This is a genomic window from Streptomyces corallincola, assembly GCF_019104725.1.
GTDB classification, from domain to species: domain Bacteria; phylum Actinomycetota; class Actinomycetes; order Streptomycetales; family Streptomycetaceae; genus Streptomyces; species Streptomyces corallincola.
The window spans coordinates 18,722-38,171 of the sequence record NZ_JAHRXF010000054.1 but is presented as its reverse complement, the minus strand read 5'-3'; the positions used below and the strand labels follow the sequence as shown (position 1 = coordinate 38,171).

Sequence of the window (19,450 nt, the reverse complement as noted above, 5' to 3'; positions counted from 1 at the left end):
GGCGGCCCTATGTGGGCCGACGTGCTGGGTATGTGTGAGGGGGGCGGCGGTGTGTGTGCTGACGCTATGTGGGGCGGCGCCGCTATGTGGGCGGGAATGTGTGGTCCGACGCCATGTGGGGCGGAGACATCTGGGGCAGCACTGTGTGGCTGGGGCTATGTGGGCCGGCACTGTGTGGGCTGGCGCTATGTGGGCGCACGTGCGGTTCCGTGGGGGCGGGGCGCCGTAAGGTGAGACACATGAACGATCGCATGGTGTGGATCGACTGCGAGATGACCGGCCTCTCGCTGTCCGACGACGCTCTCATCGAGGTGGCCGCCCTCGTCACGGACTCCGAGCTGAACGTGCTCGGCGAAGGCGTGGACGTCGTCATCCGCCCCCCGGACGCCGCGCTGGAGACGATGCCGGAGGTGGTGCGCCGTATGCACACCGCTTCCGGGCTGCTGGACGAGCTGGCCGACGGCACCACGCTGGCCGACGCCGAGGCGCAGGTGCTCGCCTATATCCGTGAGCACGTCAAGGAGCCGGGCAAGGCCCCGCTGTGCGGCAACTCCGTCGGCACGGACCGCGGCTTCCTGCTGCGGGACATGCCCGCACTGGAGGGCCACCTGCACTACCGGATCGTGGACGTGTCCTCCGTGAAGGAACTGGCACGGCGCTGGTACCCGCGCGCGTACTTCAACAGCCCGGAGAAGAACGGCAACCACCGCGCGCTGGCCGACATCCGCGAGTCCATCGCCGAACTCCGCTACTACCGCGAGGCGGTCTTCGTACCGCAGCCGGGCCCCGACTCCGAGACCGCCAAGAAGATCGCGGCACGGCACGTACTCCGGGCGGAATAAGCCGCACGCGACGTACGGGGGTGCCCGCGAATACCTGGGCGCGAGCACCCCGCCAGACCCTGTAGACTTCTTCTCGGCCGGTCGGGGAAACATCCCAAGCACCGGTCGTGGTGGGTGTAGCTCAGATGGTAGAGCACCTGGTTGTGGTCCAGGATGTCGCGGGTTCGAGTCCCGTCACTCACCCTCAGCAATGAAGGGCCGACTCACGGAAACGTGGTCGGCCCTTTGTCGTGCGTGGGGCGCGCGTCGGGGTGGTGCGCTGGTGTGGGGGCGGTTGGGGTTCGGGTTGAGGTTGGGGTTGGGGTTGGGGTGACCCTGGCGAGTGTCTCCCTGAAGGTTTCCGTGTGGATGCGTCGCGTGTTCAGGGTGGGCGAGATTCCAGCTAGGGAGTGCCTACCTCGCGTTGTTGCTGGGGTGGAGCAGATCGTGGTCGCGGTTCCGTGGGCTGGGGGCAACTCGGTGGGTGCGGGGAGCGGCCAGCAGTAGGGCGCCGTATAGCAGCGGGGTTGGGAACAGCCCCCGCGTGTGCGGGGAGCGGCGGGACGGCGCGGGGACGACGGGCAGGGCCAGGGGAACAGCCCCGCGTGTGCGGGGAGCGGGAGCGCATGATCGGGCCGCTCCCTGCCGACCTGGGAGCAGCCCCGCGTGCGCGGGGAGCGGCCGAGGGCGTGGCAGGCGGACCGGTAGGTGTCGGGAGCAGCCCCGCGCGTGCGGGGAGTGGGGGCGCTGACCTTCGCCAGCATCACGTGCGATGGGAACAGCCCCGCGCGTGCGGGGAGCGGTGCCGTCCATATGAGGGAGGAACCCGTCGATGAGGAACAGCCCCGCGTGTGCGGGGAGCGGTCAATTCGATCACCCTTTTCGGCCTCATTGCCGGGAACAGCCCCGCGTGCGCGGGGAGCAGCAGCTTCATGAGACCCAGTGCGCCTACCTGTGCGGAACAGCCCTGCGTGCGCGGGGAGCAGTCGGTGACGGCGGCCTGCATGGCGGCCACGTAGGGAACAGCCCCGCGTGCGCGGGGAGCAGACGTGGTCGCCCGTGACGGCGGCTTGCCGCCGGGGAACAGCCCCGCGTGCGCGGGGAGCAGGGACCGGCCGGACGCTTCGCCGGGGCCGCCGACGGAACAGCCCCGCGTGCGCGGGGAGCAGTTCGGGCCGTCGCTGTGCCCGTGCGCGGTGTGGGGAACAGCCCCGCGTGCGCGGGGAGCAGGCACCGCACACGTACTGCGACTCCGTCGTGATGGGAACAGCCCCGCGTGCGCGGGGAGCAGTAGCCGAGCGCCTTGAGCGCCGCCTGGGCCACGGGAACAGCCCCGCGTGCGCGGGGAGCAGCAGTGGCACTACCGGCCCTACGACATCGTCCAGGGAACAGCCCCGCGTGTGCGGGGAGCGGTGACATTCGAAATGGGTTCACGCCGCACTACGGGGAACAGCCCCGCGTGTGCGGGGAGCGGTTGGAGATGGCGTCCAGGGTCTCGGCGGTGACGGGAACAGCCCCGCGTGTGCGGGGAGCGGAACCAGTTCCTCTTCGAGTCCAGCTCGTACTGGGGAACAGCCCCGCGTGTGCGGGGAGCGGTTGACGAGGTTCTGCACGGCCATCCACAGCGGGGGAACAGCCCCGCGTGCGCGGGGAGCGGCTCGTTGAGCTGGGGGTTTGTCTGGGGGGTTGATTGAGTTTGGCAACTTGCGGGGATAGCGGCATATTGGACATTCTTCGCGCGCTGTCGGGGAGATGCCGTGCCTCTGCGCGGAGAAACACCGCCGACCTCGTTGTCAGCACTCTTCACGCACCCCCAACTCCGCGCCTAGAACCGGGAAGCCTCAGCCGACTCCCATCCTTACCGGCGTAGAGCAGAACGCGCCCGCGCAACCCGCCTCCCCCATGCCGAAGTTCGGTTACTCGGGAACTAGTTGGCGCCACACCGCCAGTACCAGCACACTCCCACGGATACCCCTGCGGATGGTCCTGTTTCCTTGGATGCGGGGCGTATCCATCCGCTCCCGCCCCCATGAGTACGCCCCTCCTGTTCCGCAGTACGGCGTGGCAACCACAGGGATTACCCCTGCGGACCACCTTCAACGGGACCTGATCTTCAGCGAGTCCGCGATGGCCGCGCGCCCTTTGTTCAGCGTGGTGCACGGACTGCGCGCCGCCAACATGACACTCCCCCTCAGGGAAACGTGCACCTCTCCCGGCAGCTTGTACCGGAGCTGTATGGCTCGGCCGGTCAGTCAGCCTGTGCGGCGCCTACTCCTTTACCGGTGTGCCGAGTTGACCCAGTAGCCCACGCGGCGAGTAGAGCGCGGGCGGCATACGGGCGGCCCACATCGCTCAGAGGACACTCGTCACTCCTTTGAAGGGTGGGAAGTTGTTCCAGCGCTGATGCCCAGGCCGCCTCCCCCTGACCAGCGCGGCGGGCATCTGCGGAGTGCGTGCGGTGGCCGCTTAGGATGCCGACCAGCCTTCCGACGTTGGAGGGGCCGAAAGCTGCCAAGTCCTCGTTGCGATCAGCACCCCGCCTGCTTGCCGTCTCGGCCCCGCGCGGTCGTCCACTGCTTGGAGGTAGCCGCGAGGGCAGCGGACGGGTACGGCGTCCCGAGTATCTACAGCACCAAGGCGTGCCGTGCTCGGCTGGCCCATCTCCCGATGCGGCGGGCTGCTTTTCGTCAGCAACTGAACAGCGAAATAAGGGTGTTCTGAACACCGCTCTCCACTCCTCGGCCAGCCGCAGCCGCCATCAGAAACGGATCACTCGTCGCGTGCGGAACGTAGCCGCCGATGAATGGGTCCACGGAGCCGCCGGGGGCACCCCGGCACACGCACCCCACCCCTCAAACCCACCCCGCCCCCACCCCTCAAGAAGACTCCCGCACCACCAGCTCGGTCCGTAGCACCTCGTGCCGATGCCCCCCGGCGCCTACGGCGACCACGGAGCCGCTGGTGGGACCGCCGCCGGGCCCCCCAGCCCCCCACTCCCCCCCGATCTCCGCCTGGAGCAGCCCGATCATGGCGCGGCCCATGCTCTCGATGGGCTGTCGGACGGAGGTCAGCGGGGGTTCCATGTGGCGGGCGATGGCCGAGTCGTCGTAGCCGACCAGGGCGACGTCGGCGGGAATCCGGAGCCCCGCTTCCCGCAGGACCTGACGGGCGCCCGCGGCCATGACGTCCGACCCGGCGAACACGGCGTCCAGGTCGGGGTGGCGGGACAGGAGTGCGGACATGGCCCGGCGTCCGCCCTCCTCCGTGAAGTCGCCCTGCTCCAGCAGGAGTTCCCTCACCCCGGCCGCTTCCAGGGCGTCCCGGTACCCGTCCACCCGTCGCTGCGCGCCGTACACGTCGAGGCGGCCGGTGATGTGGGCGATGCGCCGTCGCCCACGGGAGAGCAGATGCTCGACGGCCGACCGGGCTCCGCCGTAGTTGTCGGAGTCCACCGAGGCCAGGGTCTCCTCGGCCGAGCGGGGGCCGCTGATCACCGCCGGGATGTCCAGGGCGGCCAGCAGATCCGGGAGCGGGTCGTCGGCGTGGACGGAGACCAGGAGGACGCCCTCGACACGGTGGGCCGCGAGGTACTGGGCCAGGCGCTGCCGCTCGCGGTCGCTGCCCGCGAAGATCAGGAGCAACTGCATCTCTGTGTCGGCGAGTTCGGAGCCGACGCCACGCAGCATGTCCGAGAAGTACGGCTCGGCGAAGAAGCGGGTCTCCGGTTCGGGGACGACGAGGGCGATGGCGTCCGTGCGGTTGGCCGCCAGGGCCCGGGCGGCCGTGTTCGGGACGTAGCCCAGCTCCGCGACCGCCGCCTCGACCGCCGCGCGGGTCGAGTCGCTGACCCGGGGGGAGCCGTTGATGACGCGGGAGACGGTGCCGCGGCCGACTCCGGCCCGCGCGGCGACCTCTTCGAGCGTGGGTCGCCCCGCACTCCGGCTGCGCGCGCCTTGGCCTGTCATGGGTCCGCCCTCTCCCGGCCGGGTCCCCGGAGCGGGGTGGCGCGGCTCGATCGTCGAGACCACGACGGCCGGGTCGTGGTCCTGGCCTGGAATGTAACAGCCGGGACGGCCCCCTCCGCGGGGCCGACCGGGGCGTGGACGTTAACGGCCGGGTAACTCAACGGAGTTGGCCGTGCCGGGTCCCTTGACACTCCGCCCGCCCTCCGCGACTCTTCAAGCCATCGCAGTGGGAGCGCTCCCACGCTACCTGACCCCTACACATCCCGCACGTTCCCCGACCGGGTCGTGACTCCTCAACAGGACTGCCCTGGAGATGAGTTGGCCGGAAGTCGGCACGTCGAGGCAACAGGAGGACGCAATGCGCACGAGCATCCGCCGGACCCGCGCCCTGGGGACCTTCGCGGTCGTCGCCGCGCTGGCCACCGGGCTGCTGGCCGGCTGCGCCAACGACTCGGACGACGGCTCCGACGGGGACGGCGGCAGCGGCGGGGGCGGTGGGAAGACCACGCTGACCGTCGGGACCTTCGGCGTCTTCGGCTACAAGCAGTCGGGGCTGTACGACGAGTACATGAAGCTGCACCCGGACATCACGATCAAGGAGAACGTCACCACCCGCACCGACGTGTACTGGCCGAAGGTGCTCACCCGCCTCCAGGCCGGTTCCGGCACCGACGACATCCAGGCCATCGAGATCGGCAACATCACCGAGGCCGTACAGACCCAGGCGGGCAAGTTCGTCGATCTGGGCAAGGACGTGGACAAGTCGCAGTGGCTGGACTGGAAGAACGCCCAGGCCACCACCAAGGAAGGCAAGTTGATCGGGCTCGGCACCGACATCGGTCCGATGGCGATCTGTTACCGCAAGGACCTGTTCCAGAAGGCCGGACTCCCCACCGACCGGGCCGAGTTGGCGAAGATGTGGCAGGGCGACTGGGCCAAGTACGTCGATGTCGGCAAGCGGTACATGAAGAAGGCGCCCAAGGGCACCAAGTTCGTGGACTCGGCCAGCTCCGTGTACAACGCGGCGATCGGCGGCGAGAGCGAGGCGTACTACGACAAGGACGGCAAGGTCGCCTGGGACAGGTCGCCGGGTGTGAAGAAGGCGTGGGACGTGGCGATGAGCGTCGCCACCAGCGACATGTCCGCCAAGCTGAAGCAGTTCGACCCGACCTGGGACCAGGCGTACGCCAACGCGGGCTTCGCCACGGTCGCCTGCCCGGCGTGGATGATCGGGTACATCGAGCAGAAGTCCGGTGACGCGGGCAAGGGCAAGTGGGACGTGGCCGCCGCGCCGACCGCCGCGAACTGGGGCGGGTCCTTCATCGGGGTGCCCACCGCGGGCAAGCACCAGAAGGAGGCCGTCGCGCTCGCCAAGTGGCTGACCGCGCCCGAGCAGCAGGCGAAGGTCTTCGCCAAGCAGGCCAGCTTCCCGTCCACCCCGGCCGCGTACGGCGGTCTGAAGCCGGCCGCCGAGACGACCGCGTACTTCTCCGACGCGCCGCTCACCCAGATCTTCTCCGACGCCGCGAAGACCATCCCGAGCCAGTACATGGGCCCGAAGGACCAGCCGATCCGGGGCGCGCTCACCGACATCGGCATCCTCCAGGTCGAGCAGAAGGGCAAGTCCCCGGCGCAGGGCTGGGAGGCCGCGACCAAGGAGATCAAGGACGTGCTCGGCCAGTGACCGTCTCCAAGCAGGCACTCGCGCACTCCGCGCCGAGCGCCGAGGCCGCGCCCGGCACCCCGCCGGGCGCGGCCCGGGGTGCTCACGGTCGCGGTGCGCCGGACGGCGCCGACTCCTGGCGCCGTCGGCTGTACCGCTGGGACATGAAGGCGTCGCCGTACGCCTTCGTCTCCCCCTTCTTCCTGCTGTTCGGCGCGTTCACGCTGGTCCCGCTGCTGTACACGGCGTGGTACTCGCTGCACGACGTGCAGCTCTCCGCGCTGGACCGGCAGACCTGGGCGGGGCTCGCCAACTACACGAACCTGTTCTCCTCGGACTTCTTCTGGAACGCCGTGAAGAACACGTTCACCATCGGGGTGATCTCCACCGTGCCGCAGCTCGCGGCGGCGATCTGGCTGGCGCATCTGCTCAACTACCGGCTGCGCGGCTCGACCGTGTGGCGGGTGGTGATGCTGACGCCGTACGCCACCTCGGTCGCGGCGGCGACGCTGGTGTTCACGCTGCTGTACTCCTTCGACGGCGGCCTGGTGAACTGGCTGCTGCACTTCGTGGGCGTCGGGCCGGTCAACTGGCGTGAGTCGGACTGGGGTTCGCAGTTCGCGGTGTCCTCGATCGTGGTGTGGCGGTGGACCGGGTACAACGCGCTGATCTACCTCGCCGCGATGCAGGCGATCCCGGCCGATCTGTACGAGTCGGCGGCGCTGGACGGCGCCAACCGCTGGCAGCAGTTCCGGCACGTGACCATTCCGCAGCTCCGGCCGACCGTGCTGTTCACCGTGGTCGTCTCCACCATCGGCGCGACCCAGCTCTTCGGTGAGCCGCTGCTGTTCGGCGGGGTGAGCGGGTCCAAGGGCGGCTCGGAGCACCAGTACCAGACCCTCGGTCTGTACATGTACGACCAGGGCTGGATCATCGGCAACCTCGGCAAGGCGTCCGCCATCGCCTGGTCGATGTTCCTGATCCTGCTGGTGGTCGCCGCCGTCAACATGCTGCTGACCCGACGGCTGAGGAAGTCCCAATGACAGTGAGTGAGTTGTCCCTTCCCCCGGCCCAGGTCGCGGTGCGTGACGCGCGGCGGGCGCGGGGTTCCCGGCGCGGGCGGATGACGGGCGCCGGGAAGCAGCTGCACGCCGGGCCGCTGACGTACGTCGTGCTGGTGGTGTTCGCGCTGGCCTCGCTGGCGCCCCTGGTGTGGACGGCTGTCGCCGCCTCCCGCACCGACCGGCGGCTGGCGCAGACCCCGCCGCCGCTGTGGTTCGGCGGCAACCTGTTCAAGAACCTCCAAGCCGCCTGGGAGCAGGCCGGGTTGGGTACGGCCATGCTCAACTCGGTGATCGTGGCGGGGACGATCACGGTGAGCACCGTGGTGTTCTCCACGCTGGCCGGGTTCGCCTTCGCCAAGCTGCGGTTCCGGTTCTCGGCGCTGCTGTTGCTGCTGACCATCGGCACGATGATGGTCCCGCCCCAACTGGCCGTCGTACCGCTGTACTTGTGGATCGCCGACCTGGGCTGGTCGAACCAGCTCCAGACGGTGATCCTGCCGAGCCTGGTGACGGCGTTCGGTACGTTCTTCATGCGGCAGTACCTGCTCCAGGCGCTGCCGTCCGAGCTGATCGAGGCGGCGCGGGTGGACGGCGCGAGCAGTCTGCGGGTGGTGTGGCACGTGGTGTTCCCGGCGGCCCGGCCCGCGATGGCGGTGCTCGGCCTGCTGACCTTCGTGTTCGCCTGGAACGACTTCCTCTGGCCGATCATCGCCCTCAACCAGCAGAACCCGACCGTGCAGGTCGCGCTGAACTCGCTCGGCACCGGGTACGTCCCGGACCAGGCCGTGATCATGGCGGGCGCGCTGCTCGGCACGCTGCCGCTGCTGATCGCCTTCCTGCTGTTCGGCAAGCAGATCGTGGGCGGGATCATGCAGGGCGCGGTGAAGGGCTGAACTCCGCTTTTCCACCCACCCGTTGATTCCGTCGGTCCCCCTACGACCACTTCATGGGAGCGCTTCCATGCCCGACATCGTTTCCCCCGCGACGACCCCGGCCCCGACCGCCACCCCGGCCACCGCCACCGCCCCCGACGCCGACGCCAACGCCAACGCCGCCGAGGCCGCGGCCGCCGTGTCCTTCCCGCCCGGTTTCCTCTGGGGCGCGGCGACCTCCGCGTACCAGATCGAGGGGGCGGTGCGGGAGGGCGGCCGTACGCCGTCGATCTGGGACACGTTCAGCCACACACCGGGCCGTACGGCGGGCGGCGACACCGGTGACGTCGCCGTGGACCACTACCACCGCTACCGCGAGGACGTCGCGCTGATGGCGCGGCTGGGTGTGAACGCGTACCGCTTCTCGGTGTCGTGGTCGCGGGTCCAGCCGACCGGGCGGGGTCCGGCGGTGCAGGTGGGGCTGGACTTCTACCGGCGGCTGGTGGACGAGCTGCTGGCGGCCGGGATCGAACCGGCGATCACCCTCTACCACTGGGATCTGCCGCAGGAGTTGGAGGACGCGGGCGGCTGGCCGGAGCGGGAGACGGCGTACCGGTTCGCGGAGTACGCGCGGCTGGTCGGGGAGGCGCTGGGCGACCGGGTGCAGAGCTGGATCACCCTCAACGAGCCCTGGTGCAGCGCCTTTCTGGGGTACGGCTCCGGGGTGCACGCGCCGGGGCGCACCGATCCGGTGGCGGCGCTGCGCGCGGCACACCATCTGAACCTGGCCCACGGGCTGGGCGCGGCGGCGCTGCGCGCGTCCATGCCGACCCGCAACCGGATCGCGGTCAGCCTCAACTCCTCGGTGGTACGAGCCCTTTCGCCGAGCCCGGCGAACATGGCGGCGGCGCGGAGGATCGACGACCTGGCCAACGGGATCTTCCACGGGCCGATGCTGCACGGGTCGTACCCGAAGACGCTGCTGAAGGCGACGGGGTCGCTGACCGACTGGTCGTTCGTCCGGGACGGTGATCTGCGCGCCGCGCGGGCCTCGTTGGACGCGCTGGGTCTCAACTACTACACGCCCGCGCTGGTTTCGGCGGCGGAGGGCGGCGGGCGCGGGCACGGCGCGGACGGGCACGGCGCGAGCGAGCACTCGCCGTGGCCGGGCGCGGACGACGTGCTGTTCCACCACACGCCGGGCGAGCGCACCGAGATGGGCTGGTCCATCGACCCGACCGGCCTGCACGAACTCCTGATGCGCTACACCCGTGAGGCGCCGGGCCTGCCGCTGTACGTCACCGAGAACGGCGCCGCCTACGACGACCGCCCGGACGCGGACGGCCGTGTGCACGACCCCGAGCGCATCGCCTATCTGCACGGCCATCTCGGGGCGGTGCACCGCGCGTTGGCGGACGGCGCCGATGTGCGCGGCTACTACCTGTGGTCCCTGATGGACAACTTCGAGTGGTCCTACGGCTACGGCAAGCGCTTCGGCGCGGTCTACGTGGACTACCCGACGCTGACCCGCACCCCGAAGTCCAGCGCCCACTGGTACGCCGAGGCCGCCCGGACCCACACGATCCCGCCCGCTTCCTGAACCCTTCGCCCACCGGGGCCGGTGGGCGGGGTCAGCGGAACACCGAGGGCGGTGGTGCCGGGGAGGCGACCGCGCGGAGGTCGGTGACGGGGCGGGCGCCGCCGGTGAAGTCCAGCAGGGGGCGGCCGTGTTCGAGGCGGGCGGAGTGGGGGTCGGAGGCGGCGCGGCGGGTGAGTTCGGCGATCGGGAGGGGCAGCGCGGAGGCGATGAGGACGGCGTTGCCGAAGCGTTTGCCGCGCAGTACGGCCGGGTCGGCCATGAGGGCGACCTCGGCGAACCGGTCGGCGGCGGTGGCTGTCTGGCCGCGCAGATGGGTCAGCGGCGGTCCGTCGGCGAGGTTGGCCGCGTAGACGCCGGAGGGTTTCAGCGCGCGGCGGACCTCGTCGAGGAACTCGGTGGAGGTGAGGTGGGCGGGGGTGCGGGCGCCGCTGAAGACGTCCGCGATGATCAGGTCGGCCCAGCCGTCCGGCACCTTGGCGAGCCCTTCGCGGGCGTCCGCCGTACGCACCCTGATCCGCGCGGCGGGGTCCAACGGCAGTTCGCGGCGGACCAGTTGGACGAGGGCGGCGTCGCGTTCGATCACCTGCTGGGTGGAGCGGGGCCGGGTGGCGGCGACGTAGCGGGCGAGGGTGAATCCGCCGCCGCCGAGGTGCACCGCGTGCACCGGGCGTCCGGGCGGAGCCAGGAGGTCCACGACGTGGCCCAGGCGGCGCTGGTACTCGAAGGAGAGCCGGGCGGGATCGTCCAGATCGACGTGCGACTGCGGGGCGCCGTCGATCAGCAGCGTCCAGGCACGGCCGCGGTCGGGGTCGGGCACGAGCTGCGCGAGCCCGCCATCGACCGGTTCGACCACGGCCTCGGCGGCGGCCCCGCGCGTCTTTCTCGACCTGCCCATCCGCCCATTTTCGCAGCCCGCGCGGGATGGCGCGGCACCGGGCGGGTCAGCGGCGGCTGTCGGCCGCCTCGATCAGCCGGGCCGCCTCGCCGAGCGCGTGCCGCAGCACGGCGGGGTCGGTGGGCAGGGCCGCGTCACCGGGCGGGAGCAGCCAGTCCGAGCCCTCCACGGGCGGCTGCGGGGCGAGCCGCGCGCCGCGCCCGTTGGTGCCGGTGCAGGTGCTGCCCGGCATGTCCCAGGCGGCGGCGGTACCGGCCGGGACGAGGAAACCGAGGGTGTCGCAGCCGTTGTCGTGCAGCACGGGCCCGACCGGCTCGCCGGGGCCACGGCGCAGGATGTCCACCGCTTCCAGGCCCTGCCGGGCGGGCACGGTCACCAGGTCCCAGACGGCGTCGGCGCGCGGTGCGGTGCCGCCGGCCATCGCCGTCGGCGGGGCCGTGCCCGACGCCGTACAGAGGGGGTTGTTCCGGCTGGTCTGCATCCCGACCTCCACCACGATGCCCTGATCTTCCCGGCCCGACGTCTCCGGTCCGACATGTCCAACGCGTGGGAGCGCCGTTGGCTACGGCACAAGTGCGCCGTCAAGCATGGCAGTTCATGGCAGATCGTGCATGAGATATCCGGTTTGTGGCCAAACACAGCGTGGCGGGTCCGGCACAGCGGGTACGTTCGTGCTCGCCGGAGTCAGCGCGTCACACGGGTCACACGGCCCGCGTCCGCCCTGCCCCCTGCATGGTTCGACGGTTCGTACGAGAGGACCCGGCCATGACGTCGCCAGCGGAGTCCGCCGCCCAGCCCGACCGGCCCCCGACACCCAACCTCGCCTTCCGGCAGCTGCGCGGCCGCCGTTCACCGGCGGAGTTCGCCGCGCTGGTACGGCGGGCCGCCCACGAGATCGGGGAGCGGGTGAGCTGCGACGCGCGGTACGTCGGTCGCGTGGAGGCCGGTGAGATCCGCTGCCCCAACTACGCGTACGAGCGGGTGTTCCTGCACCTGTTCCCCGGCCGCACGCTCACCGATCTCGGCTTCGCGCCGCGTTCGTCGGTGCGCGGCCGGGCGGCCCGCCCGGCGCCCGTCCCGCCCCCGGCGATGGAGACACCAGGGGCGGACGATCCGTACGACACGCGGGAACGGTACGACCCGTCGGACCGGCGCGGCTCTCCGGAGCCGTACGAGAACGGCCCCCTGAACCACGAGGAGAGCGACGTGCTGCGTCGCGCATTCATGACCGGCGGTGGTGCCACCGTGGCCGCCGTCGCCCTGGGCGGCGGAGCGCTCGCCCGGCCCGCGTCCGCCGCGCCCGGCTTCCCCGCCGTGTCCCCCGTGCCGCGTGCGGCGCGGCGGCCGGGCGGCTCCGAGGCGAGCGCCCTGGAGGAGGCGGTACGGCGTATCCGGCTGCTGGACGACCGGCACGGCGCGGACGGGCTCTACCGGCGCGCCGCCGCTCCGCTGCGGACCGCCTACGAGCTGCTGGACGCCGGTGCCACCCGGCAGGCGACCGTGGACCGGCTGCACTCCGGCGCCGGTGAACTCGCCATCTCGGTGGGCTGGCTGGCCCACGACTCCGGGCGGTTCGACGAGGCGCGCTCGCACTACGCGGAGGCGCTGGCGACGGCCCGGATGACGGAGGACGCGGCGCTGGAGGCGCACGCGTTCTGCAACACGGCGTTCCTCGCGCGGGACGCGGGGCGGCCCCGCGAGGCGGTGCGCGCCGCGCAGGCCGCGCAGCGGGTCGCGCGTCCGCTGGGGTCCGCGCGGCTGATGTCGCTGCTCGCGCTGCGGGAGGCCGGGGGGTGGGCCGGGCTCGCGGACCGCACCGGGTGCGAGCGGGCGTTGGCGCGGGCGCAGGCGTTGTACGCGCGGGGCGCTTCCGAGGCGGACCCGGAGTGGATGAGCTTCTACGGCGAGGCCGAGCTGGCGGCGCTGGAGGCGCAGTGCTGGTCCGTGCTCGGTGACTGGCGCCGGGCCTCCCGGGAGGCCCGGCGGGCGGCTCGGTTGCAGGACCCTCATTTCACGCGGAACATCGCTCTCTACAACGCCGAGCTGGCCGATGATCTCGCGCGGGAGGGGCGGCCCGATGAGGCGGCTTCCGCGGCGGTGTACGTTCTCTCGCTGCTGGAGCAGGTGCAGTCTTCCCGTATTCGGGGGATGTTGGCGGGGACCGCGCGGGTGCTGTTGCCTCACCGGCGGGCTTCCGGGGTGTCCGAGTTTCTTGATCGGCACGGGGGGTTGTCCCGGAAGGGGTGAGGGTGTGTGCGCGGGGCGGGGGTGGCCGTGGGTGATCGTGTGCCGGTCCGCTGTGGCTGGTCGCGCCGTTCCCCGCGCCCCTATAGGGGGTTGCTCTGCGGGTCTTTTGCGTTGGCACCCTTGGGCTTCGCCCGTCGCGCAGTTCCCCGCGCCCCTTTAGGGGGTTGCACTGCGGCTCTTTTGCGTTGGCACCCCTGGCTTTCGACTGTCGCGCAGTTCCCCGCGCCCCTATAGGGGGTTGCTCCGCGGGTCTTCCGCATCGGCGCCCCTGGCTACGGGTGCAGGTGGGCTGTTTCGTTCCAGGTTTCCAGGGCTGGTTGGCCGTAGGCCCAGCTGAGGGTGGAGAGGGAGGTGGGGTTGAGGCGGAGGTGGGCGGCGAAGGAGGTGGGGAGGGTGAGCCAGCGGGCGGCGATGGTGCGGAGGATGTGGCCGTGGGCGAAGATCAGGACGTCGCGGTCGGCGGAGCGGGCCCAGTTGACGACGGCGTCGGCGCGGGCGGTCACCTCGGGAAGGGTCTCGCCGTCGGGGACGCCGTCGCGCCAGATGAGCCAGCCGGGGCGGACGGCCTGGATCTCGGCGGGGGTCATGCCCTCGTAGGCGCCGTAGTCCCACTCCAGGAGCGCGTCCCAGGGGGTGGCGCGTTCGCCGAAGCCCGCGATGTCGCAGGTCTCGTGGGCGCGGAGCAGCGGGCTGGTGCGCACCTCGACGCCCTCCAAGCCGTCGAACGGCGCCCGGTGCAGGCGTTCGCCGAGGAGCTCGGCGCCGCGTCGGCCCTCCTCCAGCAGCGGCACGTCCGTACGCCCGGTGTGCTTGCCGGACAGCGACCAGGCCGTCTGTCCGTGCCGGGCGAGCAGGATGCGCGGTGCCATGAGTGACCTTTCCGGTGGAGGGGGGTTCCATCATCCCGCACGGGCAACCCGGTGGGCGTCCTCCGCGTCTTCGAGGACCGGGAGCACCCCGAAGGACCGGGATGTGAACGTCGTAAGGTGACACGGTCGCCCGAGGGGGCGCCCAGCGGGACGAAGGGGGAGGGCGATCGGATGCCGCGGACCGAGGCACCGGGCACCGGGGCGGCCGTGCGGCCGTCCCTGCGCTGGTGGACCGAGCTGCCCCTGATCCTGCTGGTCTACGGGTGCTATTCGGCGGGCCGACTGCTCGCGCGCGGCGATGTCTCCTCCGCCGTGGACCACGGCCTGGCGCTGCTGCGCGCGGAGAAGGCGCTGCGGCTGAACTTCGAGCATCCGCTGAACCGGCTGTTCACCCGTGAGCCCTGGCTCGGTGTGCCCGCCGACTTCTGGTACGCCTCGCTGCACTATCTGGTCACGCCCGCGGTCCTGGTCTGGCTGTTCCGTGCCCGGGCCGAGCGGTACCGCGCGGCCCGCACCTGGCTGATGACGTCCACGTTCCTGGGGCTGATCGGCTTCACCCTGCTCCCCACCTGCCCGCCCCGGCTGCTCTCCGCCGGGTACGGCTTCGTGGACACGATGGCCCACTACAGCTCGTACGGCTGGTGGGGCAGCGAGGCGAGTGCCCCGCGCGGGCTGGGCGGCATGACCAACCAGTACGCGGCGATGCCGAGTCTGCACGTGGGCTGGGCGCTGTGGTGCGGGGTGATGCTGTGGCGGTTCGGCGGCAGCCGTCTGCTGAAGGTCCTCGGTGTGGCCTACCCGCTGCTGACCGCGCTCGTCGTCATGGGCACCGCCAACCACTACTTCCTGGACGCGGTCGCGGGCGTCGCCGTGATGGGGGTCGGCCTGCTGCTCGGACCGTGGGTGACACGGGCCGCCGAGTCGGTCAAGTCCCGCCTGCTGCCGGGTCGTACACCGCTCACGGCACTCGCCGTCGCGGGCGGTCTCGGGGCGATTGTCAGTGACGGATGTCAGACTTCGCCGGGTGAGCGAATTCCACGGCAGCGCGAGTCGCGGCCCGCAGGAGCGGCCGGACCGGACGCCTCCCCCCGCGACGCGGGCGAAGGGGCTCCGGCAGCGGCTCGCTGAGCTGCGCGGTCCCGACGTACCCGCCACCTCCCTGGACGCGCGCGCCCTCGCGGCGCTCGCGGCCAATCCGGGCTGCCACAGACGCGCCCTGCTGGACGGCGCCGGGGTGGACAAGGTGCGGCTCGCGGGGGCGCTGGGATCGCCGTCCGGTTTCGGGCAGTCCCAGTTCGCGCTGACGCGGGGCAACGCGTTCGAGGCGCGGGTGAAGGCGGACGGCGGCGCGGAACTGCTCCGTCTGGTGCACGCCCGGCTCGACCCCGGTGCCGAGGCGCCCGCCCGCGCGGCCGTGCCCGACCTGTCCGCGCCCGGCCCCGAGGGGCGTACGGCGCGTACGGCGCTGGCGCTGCGCGAGGCGGCCCGGGCGGGCGGCTGGACGCTGTTGGACCACCCGATGCTGGCCCTGGAGGTGGCCGGTTCGCTCGCGTTCCTGGAGCCCGACGCGGTGGTGGTGCACCCGGACGGCAGCTGGAGCGTGGTCGAGATCAAGTCGTTCCCGATGGTGGACGGCTCCGCCGACCCCGCCAAGGTGGGCGCGGCGGCCCGGCAGGCGGCGGTGTACGTCCTCGCCCTGGAGGACGTGGCCCGCCGCCTCGACCCCGCCCCCCGGGTACGGGACCGGGTGCTGCTGGTGTGCCCGAAGGACTTCTCCAACCTGCCCGCCGGGTCCGCCGTGGACGTACGCAAGCAGCGGGCCGTCACCGCCCGCCAGCTCGCCCGGCTGACGCGCGTCGAGACCATCGCGGACGAGCTGCCCGAGGGCACGTGCTTCGCGCCCGACCTCTCCCGCGAGGAGCTGACGGCCGCCGTGGAGGCGGTCCCGGCCGCCTACGCGCCCGAGTGTCTGTCCGCCTGCGAACTGGCCTTCCACTGCCGCGAGCGCTCCCGCGCGGCCGACGCCGTCACCCGTCTCGGCCGCCCCCTGCGGGCCGAACTCGGCGGCCTCGCCACCGTCGGGGCGGTCCTGTCGGCCGCCCACGGGGAGTCCGGCGACCCAGCCGACCCCACCGTGGCCGCCCTCCGCCGCGCCGCCCGCCTCCGCACCGAGGCCCTGACCCTGGCGGGCCACCCACCGGCAGTCCCGGCGCCCCGCCGCGAGGAGGCAACCCGATGCCTCTGACCAGCGGATACGCCGAACCGCGTACGCCTCCCACGAGCCCCACGGCCACCGGCCCACGCCCCCCGGTCACGACCGCGCGCCCCCGGCGGTACGCACCCGCCGGTCCCGTACCGGCCGCCCAGACCCGCCGGGAGGCACCGTGTCGTTGATCGAGACCCTTGCCCGGCTGGAGGCCGTGGGTTCGGGGCGTGCCCAGCCGGGGGCGACGGTCCGGCACCGGCATGTGTCGGGGCGCCCGTTGGTGTTCGTGCCGCTGACGACGGCGGGTGAGACTGGGGCGCCGCTCGGGGCGCTGGTCGGGACCGAGCGGGATGCGCCGAGGCTGCTCGTCGTGCCGCAGCCACGCGACCGGGATCTGCGGTTCGCGTTCCTCGCGGAGCTGGCCGATGTCGTCCTGCCGTACATCGACGGGTACGCGGATCTGGTCGAGGCGGCCGAGCGGAGCGAGACCGATCCGGAGACCGGCAAGCGGGTCAAGGTGGAGACGGAGCTGTGCGCGGACGCGCCGCAGATCGTCGTGCCGAGCCGCACGGGCCTGGACCACGTACGGCTGCTCGGGCGGTCCACGCGGTTCCGGCGGACCGCCGAGCAGGACCCGGAGACCCCGTATCCGGCGCCGCCGCGCGTCCCGCTGCTCGGGCGCTGGCTCACGCACTACGGCGAGCGGTCGCGCGTCCCCGGTTCCTCGCTGCTGCTGGCGGCCACCGATCTGCTGTCCCGGCACTGGGCGACCGGTCAGTCCGGGCTGGAGGACCAGCATCTGGGCGCGCTGCTCGCCTGGATCGACCCGCCGGACGGCGGGAGCGGTGCGGAGGCGGCCCGGCGGGCCGAACTCGCGCGCGACGAGGCGGGCCAGCTGCTGTGCCCCCCGGCCGGTCCGGCGACCGACCCGGCGTTCGACAACAAGCTGCTGGCCCCCGCGTTCGAGCGGTACGACCGTGCCCGTACCGCGCTGGCCGCCGCCGAGGACGGACCGGCCGCCGACGACCGGCTGGCCGAACTGACCACCGCCGAGCGGGAGATCCGCGATCTGGTGCTCGGCGCGACCCTGCCGACCTGGGACGCGGTGTGGCAGGGCCTGGACCTGCTGCGGGCGTTGCCCGAGGGCGCGCACGTCGAGGAGCGCTGGACCAGGGACCGCTGGTCGTTCACCGGCCACCGCGACCGGGTCACGGCGGGCGAACCCCCGCAGCCGCGCCGGGACGACGCGGTGACGGCGGCCAACAAACTGGCGACCCGCGAGCGCGAGCAGTCCCGGCTCGACGCGCAGGAGTCGCTGGACGACCCCCTGGTGATGGCGGGACGGCGGCTGAACGGGGAGGCGTTCGCGGGCGAGGTGACCGAGGTCGTCATGGCGTACAGCGAGGGCAGGCGGCCGAGCCCCCGCCCGCTGGTGACCGTGCGCACGGACGACCGGCCGCATCTCGCGGCGGGCACGCGGGTGTACCGCTCGCTGAACGGCAAGCCGCAGGCCGCGGAGTTCGTGGCCCGCGAGGAACCCGACGACGGCACGGACGCCTGGCATCTGGTGCTGCGGATCGTGGACCGGATGGGCCGGGGCAAGGAGCCCGAGGCGGGGTCGGTGCCGGAGAAGGGGGACACCCTCTGCTGGACCCTGTTCGAGCACGAGCAGCGCGGCGGCGCCAAGCTGCCCGACCCCGAGGAAACGCCGTGGACCCACGGCGGCCCGCCCGGCGAGCCCGCGCCCGAGGCGCCGGACGCCGTGACCGAGGAGGACGTGCTGTGACCACCGTCGGATTCGATCCGGGCGCCATCGGCCGGGGCCCGTCCGCCCCGGGCACCCTCGATCCGGGCGCCTTCGATCCGGGGGCGGCGGCCGGGCGCGCCACCGACGCGATCCTCCACGACACCCTGCACGGCACCGAGCGGGGCGTGGTCGTGGACTCCCCGCCGGGTGCCGGGAAGTCCACCCTCGTGGTGCGGGCCGCGCTCGAACTGGCCGAGGCCGGACGCCCGTTGATGGTGGTCGCGCAGACCAACGCGCAGGTGGACGACCTGGTGCTGCGGCTCGCCGAGAAGAACCCCGAGCTGCCGGTGGGCCGCCTGCACAGCAGCGACGCCGACGCCTACGACAAGGCCCTGGACGCACTCCCCCAGGTGCGCACCTCCGCCAAGGCGGGCGACCTCGCGGGCCTGCCCGTCGTGCTGTCCACGGCGGCGAAGTGGGCGCACGTCAAGGTGGACGAGCCCTGGCGGCACGCCATCGTGGACGAGGCGTACCAGATGCGCTCCGACTCCCTGCTCGCCGTGGCCGGACTCTTCGAGCGGGCGCTCTTCGTGGGCGACCCCGGCCAGCTGGACCCGTTCGCCATCGTCGGCAGCGAGCAGTGGGCGGGGCTGTCGTACGACCCCTCGGCGTCGGCGGTGAGCACGCTGCTCGCGCACAATCCGGGGCTGCCGCAGCACCGGCTGCCGGTGTCCTGGCGGCTGCCCGCGTCGGCGGCGCCGCTGGTCTCGGACGCGTTCTACCCGTTCACCCCCTTCCGCAGCGGCACCGGGCCCGGTGACCGGCGGCTCGCCTTCGCGGTGCCGTCCGACGGGTCGGGCCCGGACCGGGTGATCGACGAGGCGGCGGCCTCCGGCTGGGGGCTGCTGGAGCTGCCCGCCCGGCACACCCCGCGCACCGACCCGGAGGCGGTCCGCGCGGTCGCCGCGGTCGTACGGCGGCTGCTGGACCGGGGTGGCGCGGCCGTCTCGGAACGCTCACCGGACCCCGCCCCACTGACCGCCGACCGGATCGCGGTCGGCACCGCCCACCGCGACCAGGCGGCGGCGGTCCGCGCCGCCCTCGCCGACCTCGGCGTCCGGGACGTCACCGTGGACACCGCCAACCGGCTCCAGGGCCGCGAGTACGACGTCACGGTCGTCCTGCACCCCCTGTCCGGCCGCCCCGACGCCACCGCGTTCCACCTGGAGACCGGCCGCCTCTGCGTCCTCGCCTCCCGCCACCGCCACGCCTGCGTCGTCGTCTGCCGCGAGGGCGTCGGCACCCTCCTGGACGACTACCCCTCCACCGAACCGGTCCAGCTGGGAACCCTGGTGAAGTTCCCGGACGGGTGGGAGGCGAATCACACGGTGCTGGCCCACCTGGCGGAACACCGCGTGAGCTGGCGCCCGTGAACCGGGCCCCCGTACCCCCGTAAACCCCCCGTAGGTGGTGTTTCCCACATCGGGGAACAAGCCGTCGG

The 19,450-nt window shown here is 72.4% G+C and carries 14 protein-coding genes and 1 tRNA gene; 11 read left to right on the top strand and 4 right to left on the bottom strand.

Annotated features, from left to right (window positions below; translation table 11 throughout):
* Positions 1-239: 239 nt before the first annotated feature.
* Positions 240-842 carry an oligoribonuclease gene (gene orn / locus KUM39_RS24975; protein WP_217788024.1) on the top strand — a complete coding sequence of 201 codons (603 nt, stop codon included), beginning with the start codon at positions 240-242 and terminating at the stop codon, positions 840-842.
* 110 nt (positions 843-952) lie between these two features.
* Positions 953-1,025 (top strand) — tRNA-His (locus tag KUM39_RS24970).
* 2,672 nt (positions 1,026-3,697) lie between these two features.
* Here KUM39_RS24970 and KUM39_RS24965 read toward each other — a convergent pair.
* Positions 3,698-4,786, bottom strand: a complete 1,089-nt coding sequence (locus tag KUM39_RS24965) for a LacI family DNA-binding transcriptional regulator (protein ID WP_217788023.1) — start codon at positions 4,784-4,786, stop codon at positions 3,698-3,700.
* Between the two features lie 358 nt (positions 4,787-5,144).
* Here KUM39_RS24965 and KUM39_RS24960 point away from each other — a divergent pair, with 358 nt between their 5' ends.
* From KUM39_RS24960 to KUM39_RS24945, 4 genes are all read left to right on the top strand, one after another.
* Complete coding sequence (locus tag KUM39_RS24960; RefSeq protein ID WP_217788022.1) at positions 5,145-6,470, top strand: ABC transporter substrate-binding protein; 1,326 nt, start codon at positions 5,145-5,147, stop codon at positions 6,468-6,470.
* Positions 6,467-7,492: a carbohydrate ABC transporter permease gene (locus KUM39_RS24955; protein WP_217788021.1), complete on the top strand. Its 1,026-nt coding sequence runs from the start codon at positions 6,467-6,469 to the stop codon at positions 7,490-7,492. Before KUM39_RS24960 ends, KUM39_RS24955 begins: the two co-directional genes overlap by 4 nt.
* Positions 7,489-8,406, top strand: a complete 918-nt coding sequence (locus KUM39_RS24950; RefSeq protein ID WP_217788020.1) for a carbohydrate ABC transporter permease — start codon at positions 7,489-7,491, stop codon at positions 8,404-8,406. The genes KUM39_RS24955 and KUM39_RS24950 overlap by 4 nt, the downstream gene beginning before the upstream one ends.
* 67 nt (positions 8,407-8,473) lie before the next feature.
* Positions 8,474-9,985, top strand: coding sequence for a GH1 family beta-glucosidase (locus KUM39_RS24945; protein ID WP_217788019.1), 1,512 nt, complete (start codon positions 8,474-8,476; stop codon positions 9,983-9,985).
* A gap of 31 nt (positions 9,986-10,016) precedes the next feature.
* On the opposite strand, the gene KUM39_RS24940 is transcribed toward KUM39_RS24945, so the two are convergent.
* A complete protein-coding gene (locus tag KUM39_RS24940; RefSeq protein WP_217788018.1) occupies positions 10,017-10,880 on the bottom strand; it encodes a spermidine synthase in 864 nt (287 codons plus the stop codon).
* Between the two features lie 46 nt (positions 10,881-10,926).
* Positions 10,927-11,361: a hypothetical protein gene (locus KUM39_RS24935; protein ID WP_217788017.1), complete on the bottom strand. Its 435-nt coding sequence runs from the start codon at positions 11,359-11,361 to the stop codon at positions 10,927-10,929.
* 284 nt (positions 11,362-11,645) lie between these two features.
* On the opposite strand from KUM39_RS24935, the gene KUM39_RS24930 reads away from it, so the two are divergent.
* Positions 11,646-13,127, top strand: coding sequence for an NsdA family TPR-like regulatory protein (locus tag KUM39_RS24930; protein ID WP_217788016.1), 1,482 nt, complete (start codon positions 11,646-11,648; stop codon positions 13,125-13,127).
* A gap of 272 nt (positions 13,128-13,399) precedes the next feature.
* On the opposite strand, the gene KUM39_RS24925 is transcribed toward KUM39_RS24930, so the two are convergent.
* Positions 13,400-13,996, bottom strand: coding sequence for a histidine phosphatase family protein (locus KUM39_RS24925; protein ID WP_217788015.1), 597 nt, complete (start codon positions 13,994-13,996; stop codon positions 13,400-13,402).
* 171 nt (positions 13,997-14,167) lie between these two features.
* Here KUM39_RS24925 and KUM39_RS24920 point away from each other — a divergent pair, with 171 nt between their 5' ends.
* From KUM39_RS24920 to KUM39_RS24905, 4 genes are all read left to right on the top strand, one after another.
* Entirely contained in the window at positions 14,168-15,124 is a 957-nt protein-coding gene (locus KUM39_RS24920; protein ID WP_217788014.1) for a phosphatase PAP2 family protein, read from the top strand.
* The gene (locus KUM39_RS24915; RefSeq protein ID WP_372455813.1) at positions 15,021-16,241 is read left to right on the top strand and encodes a hypothetical protein; all 1,221 of its coding nucleotides are present in this window, start codon (positions 15,021-15,023) and stop codon (positions 16,239-16,241) included. The genes KUM39_RS24920 and KUM39_RS24915 overlap by 104 nt, the downstream gene beginning before the upstream one ends.
* A gap of 139 nt (positions 16,242-16,380) precedes the next feature.
* Entirely contained in the window at positions 16,381-17,988 is a 1,608-nt protein-coding gene (locus KUM39_RS24910) for a hypothetical protein (RefSeq protein WP_217788013.1), read from the top strand.
* A gap of 26 nt (positions 17,989-18,014) precedes the next feature.
* Complete coding sequence (locus tag KUM39_RS24905) at positions 18,015-19,382, top strand: AAA domain-containing protein (protein WP_217788027.1); 1,368 nt, start codon at positions 18,015-18,017, stop codon at positions 19,380-19,382.
* The last annotated feature ends 68 nt before the right edge of the window (positions 19,383-19,450 follow it).

Bases quoted from the DNA above. Each gene is read 5' to 3' on its own strand.
- orn (WP_217788024.1), top strand. From the start codon at position 240: ATGAACGATCGCATGGTGTGGATCGACTGCGAGATGACCGGCCTCTCG.
- KUM39_RS24965 (WP_217788023.1), bottom strand. From the start codon at position 4,786: ATGACAGGCCAAGGCGCGCGCAGCCGGAGTGCGGGGCGACCCACGCTC.
- KUM39_RS24960 (WP_217788022.1), top strand. From the start codon at position 5,145: ATGCGCACGAGCATCCGCCGGACCCGCGCCCTGGGGACCTTCGCGGTC.
- KUM39_RS24950 (WP_217788020.1), top strand. From the start codon at position 7,489: ATGACAGTGAGTGAGTTGTCCCTTCCCCCGGCCCAGGTCGCGGTGCGT.
- KUM39_RS24945 (WP_217788019.1), top strand. From the start codon at position 8,474: ATGCCCGACATCGTTTCCCCCGCGACGACCCCGGCCCCGACCGCCACC.
- KUM39_RS24940 (WP_217788018.1), bottom strand. From the start codon at position 10,880: ATGGGCAGGTCGAGAAAGACGCGCGGGGCCGCCGCCGAGGCCGTGGTC.
- KUM39_RS24935 (WP_217788017.1), bottom strand. From the start codon at position 11,361: ATGCAGACCAGCCGGAACAACCCCCTCTGTACGGCGTCGGGCACGGCC.
- KUM39_RS24930 (WP_217788016.1), top strand. From the start codon at position 11,646: ATGACGTCGCCAGCGGAGTCCGCCGCCCAGCCCGACCGGCCCCCGACA.
- KUM39_RS24925 (WP_217788015.1), bottom strand. From the start codon at position 13,996: ATGGCACCGCGCATCCTGCTCGCCCGGCACGGACAGACGGCCTGGTCG.
- KUM39_RS24920 (WP_217788014.1), top strand. From the start codon at position 14,168: ATGCCGCGGACCGAGGCACCGGGCACCGGGGCGGCCGTGCGGCCGTCC.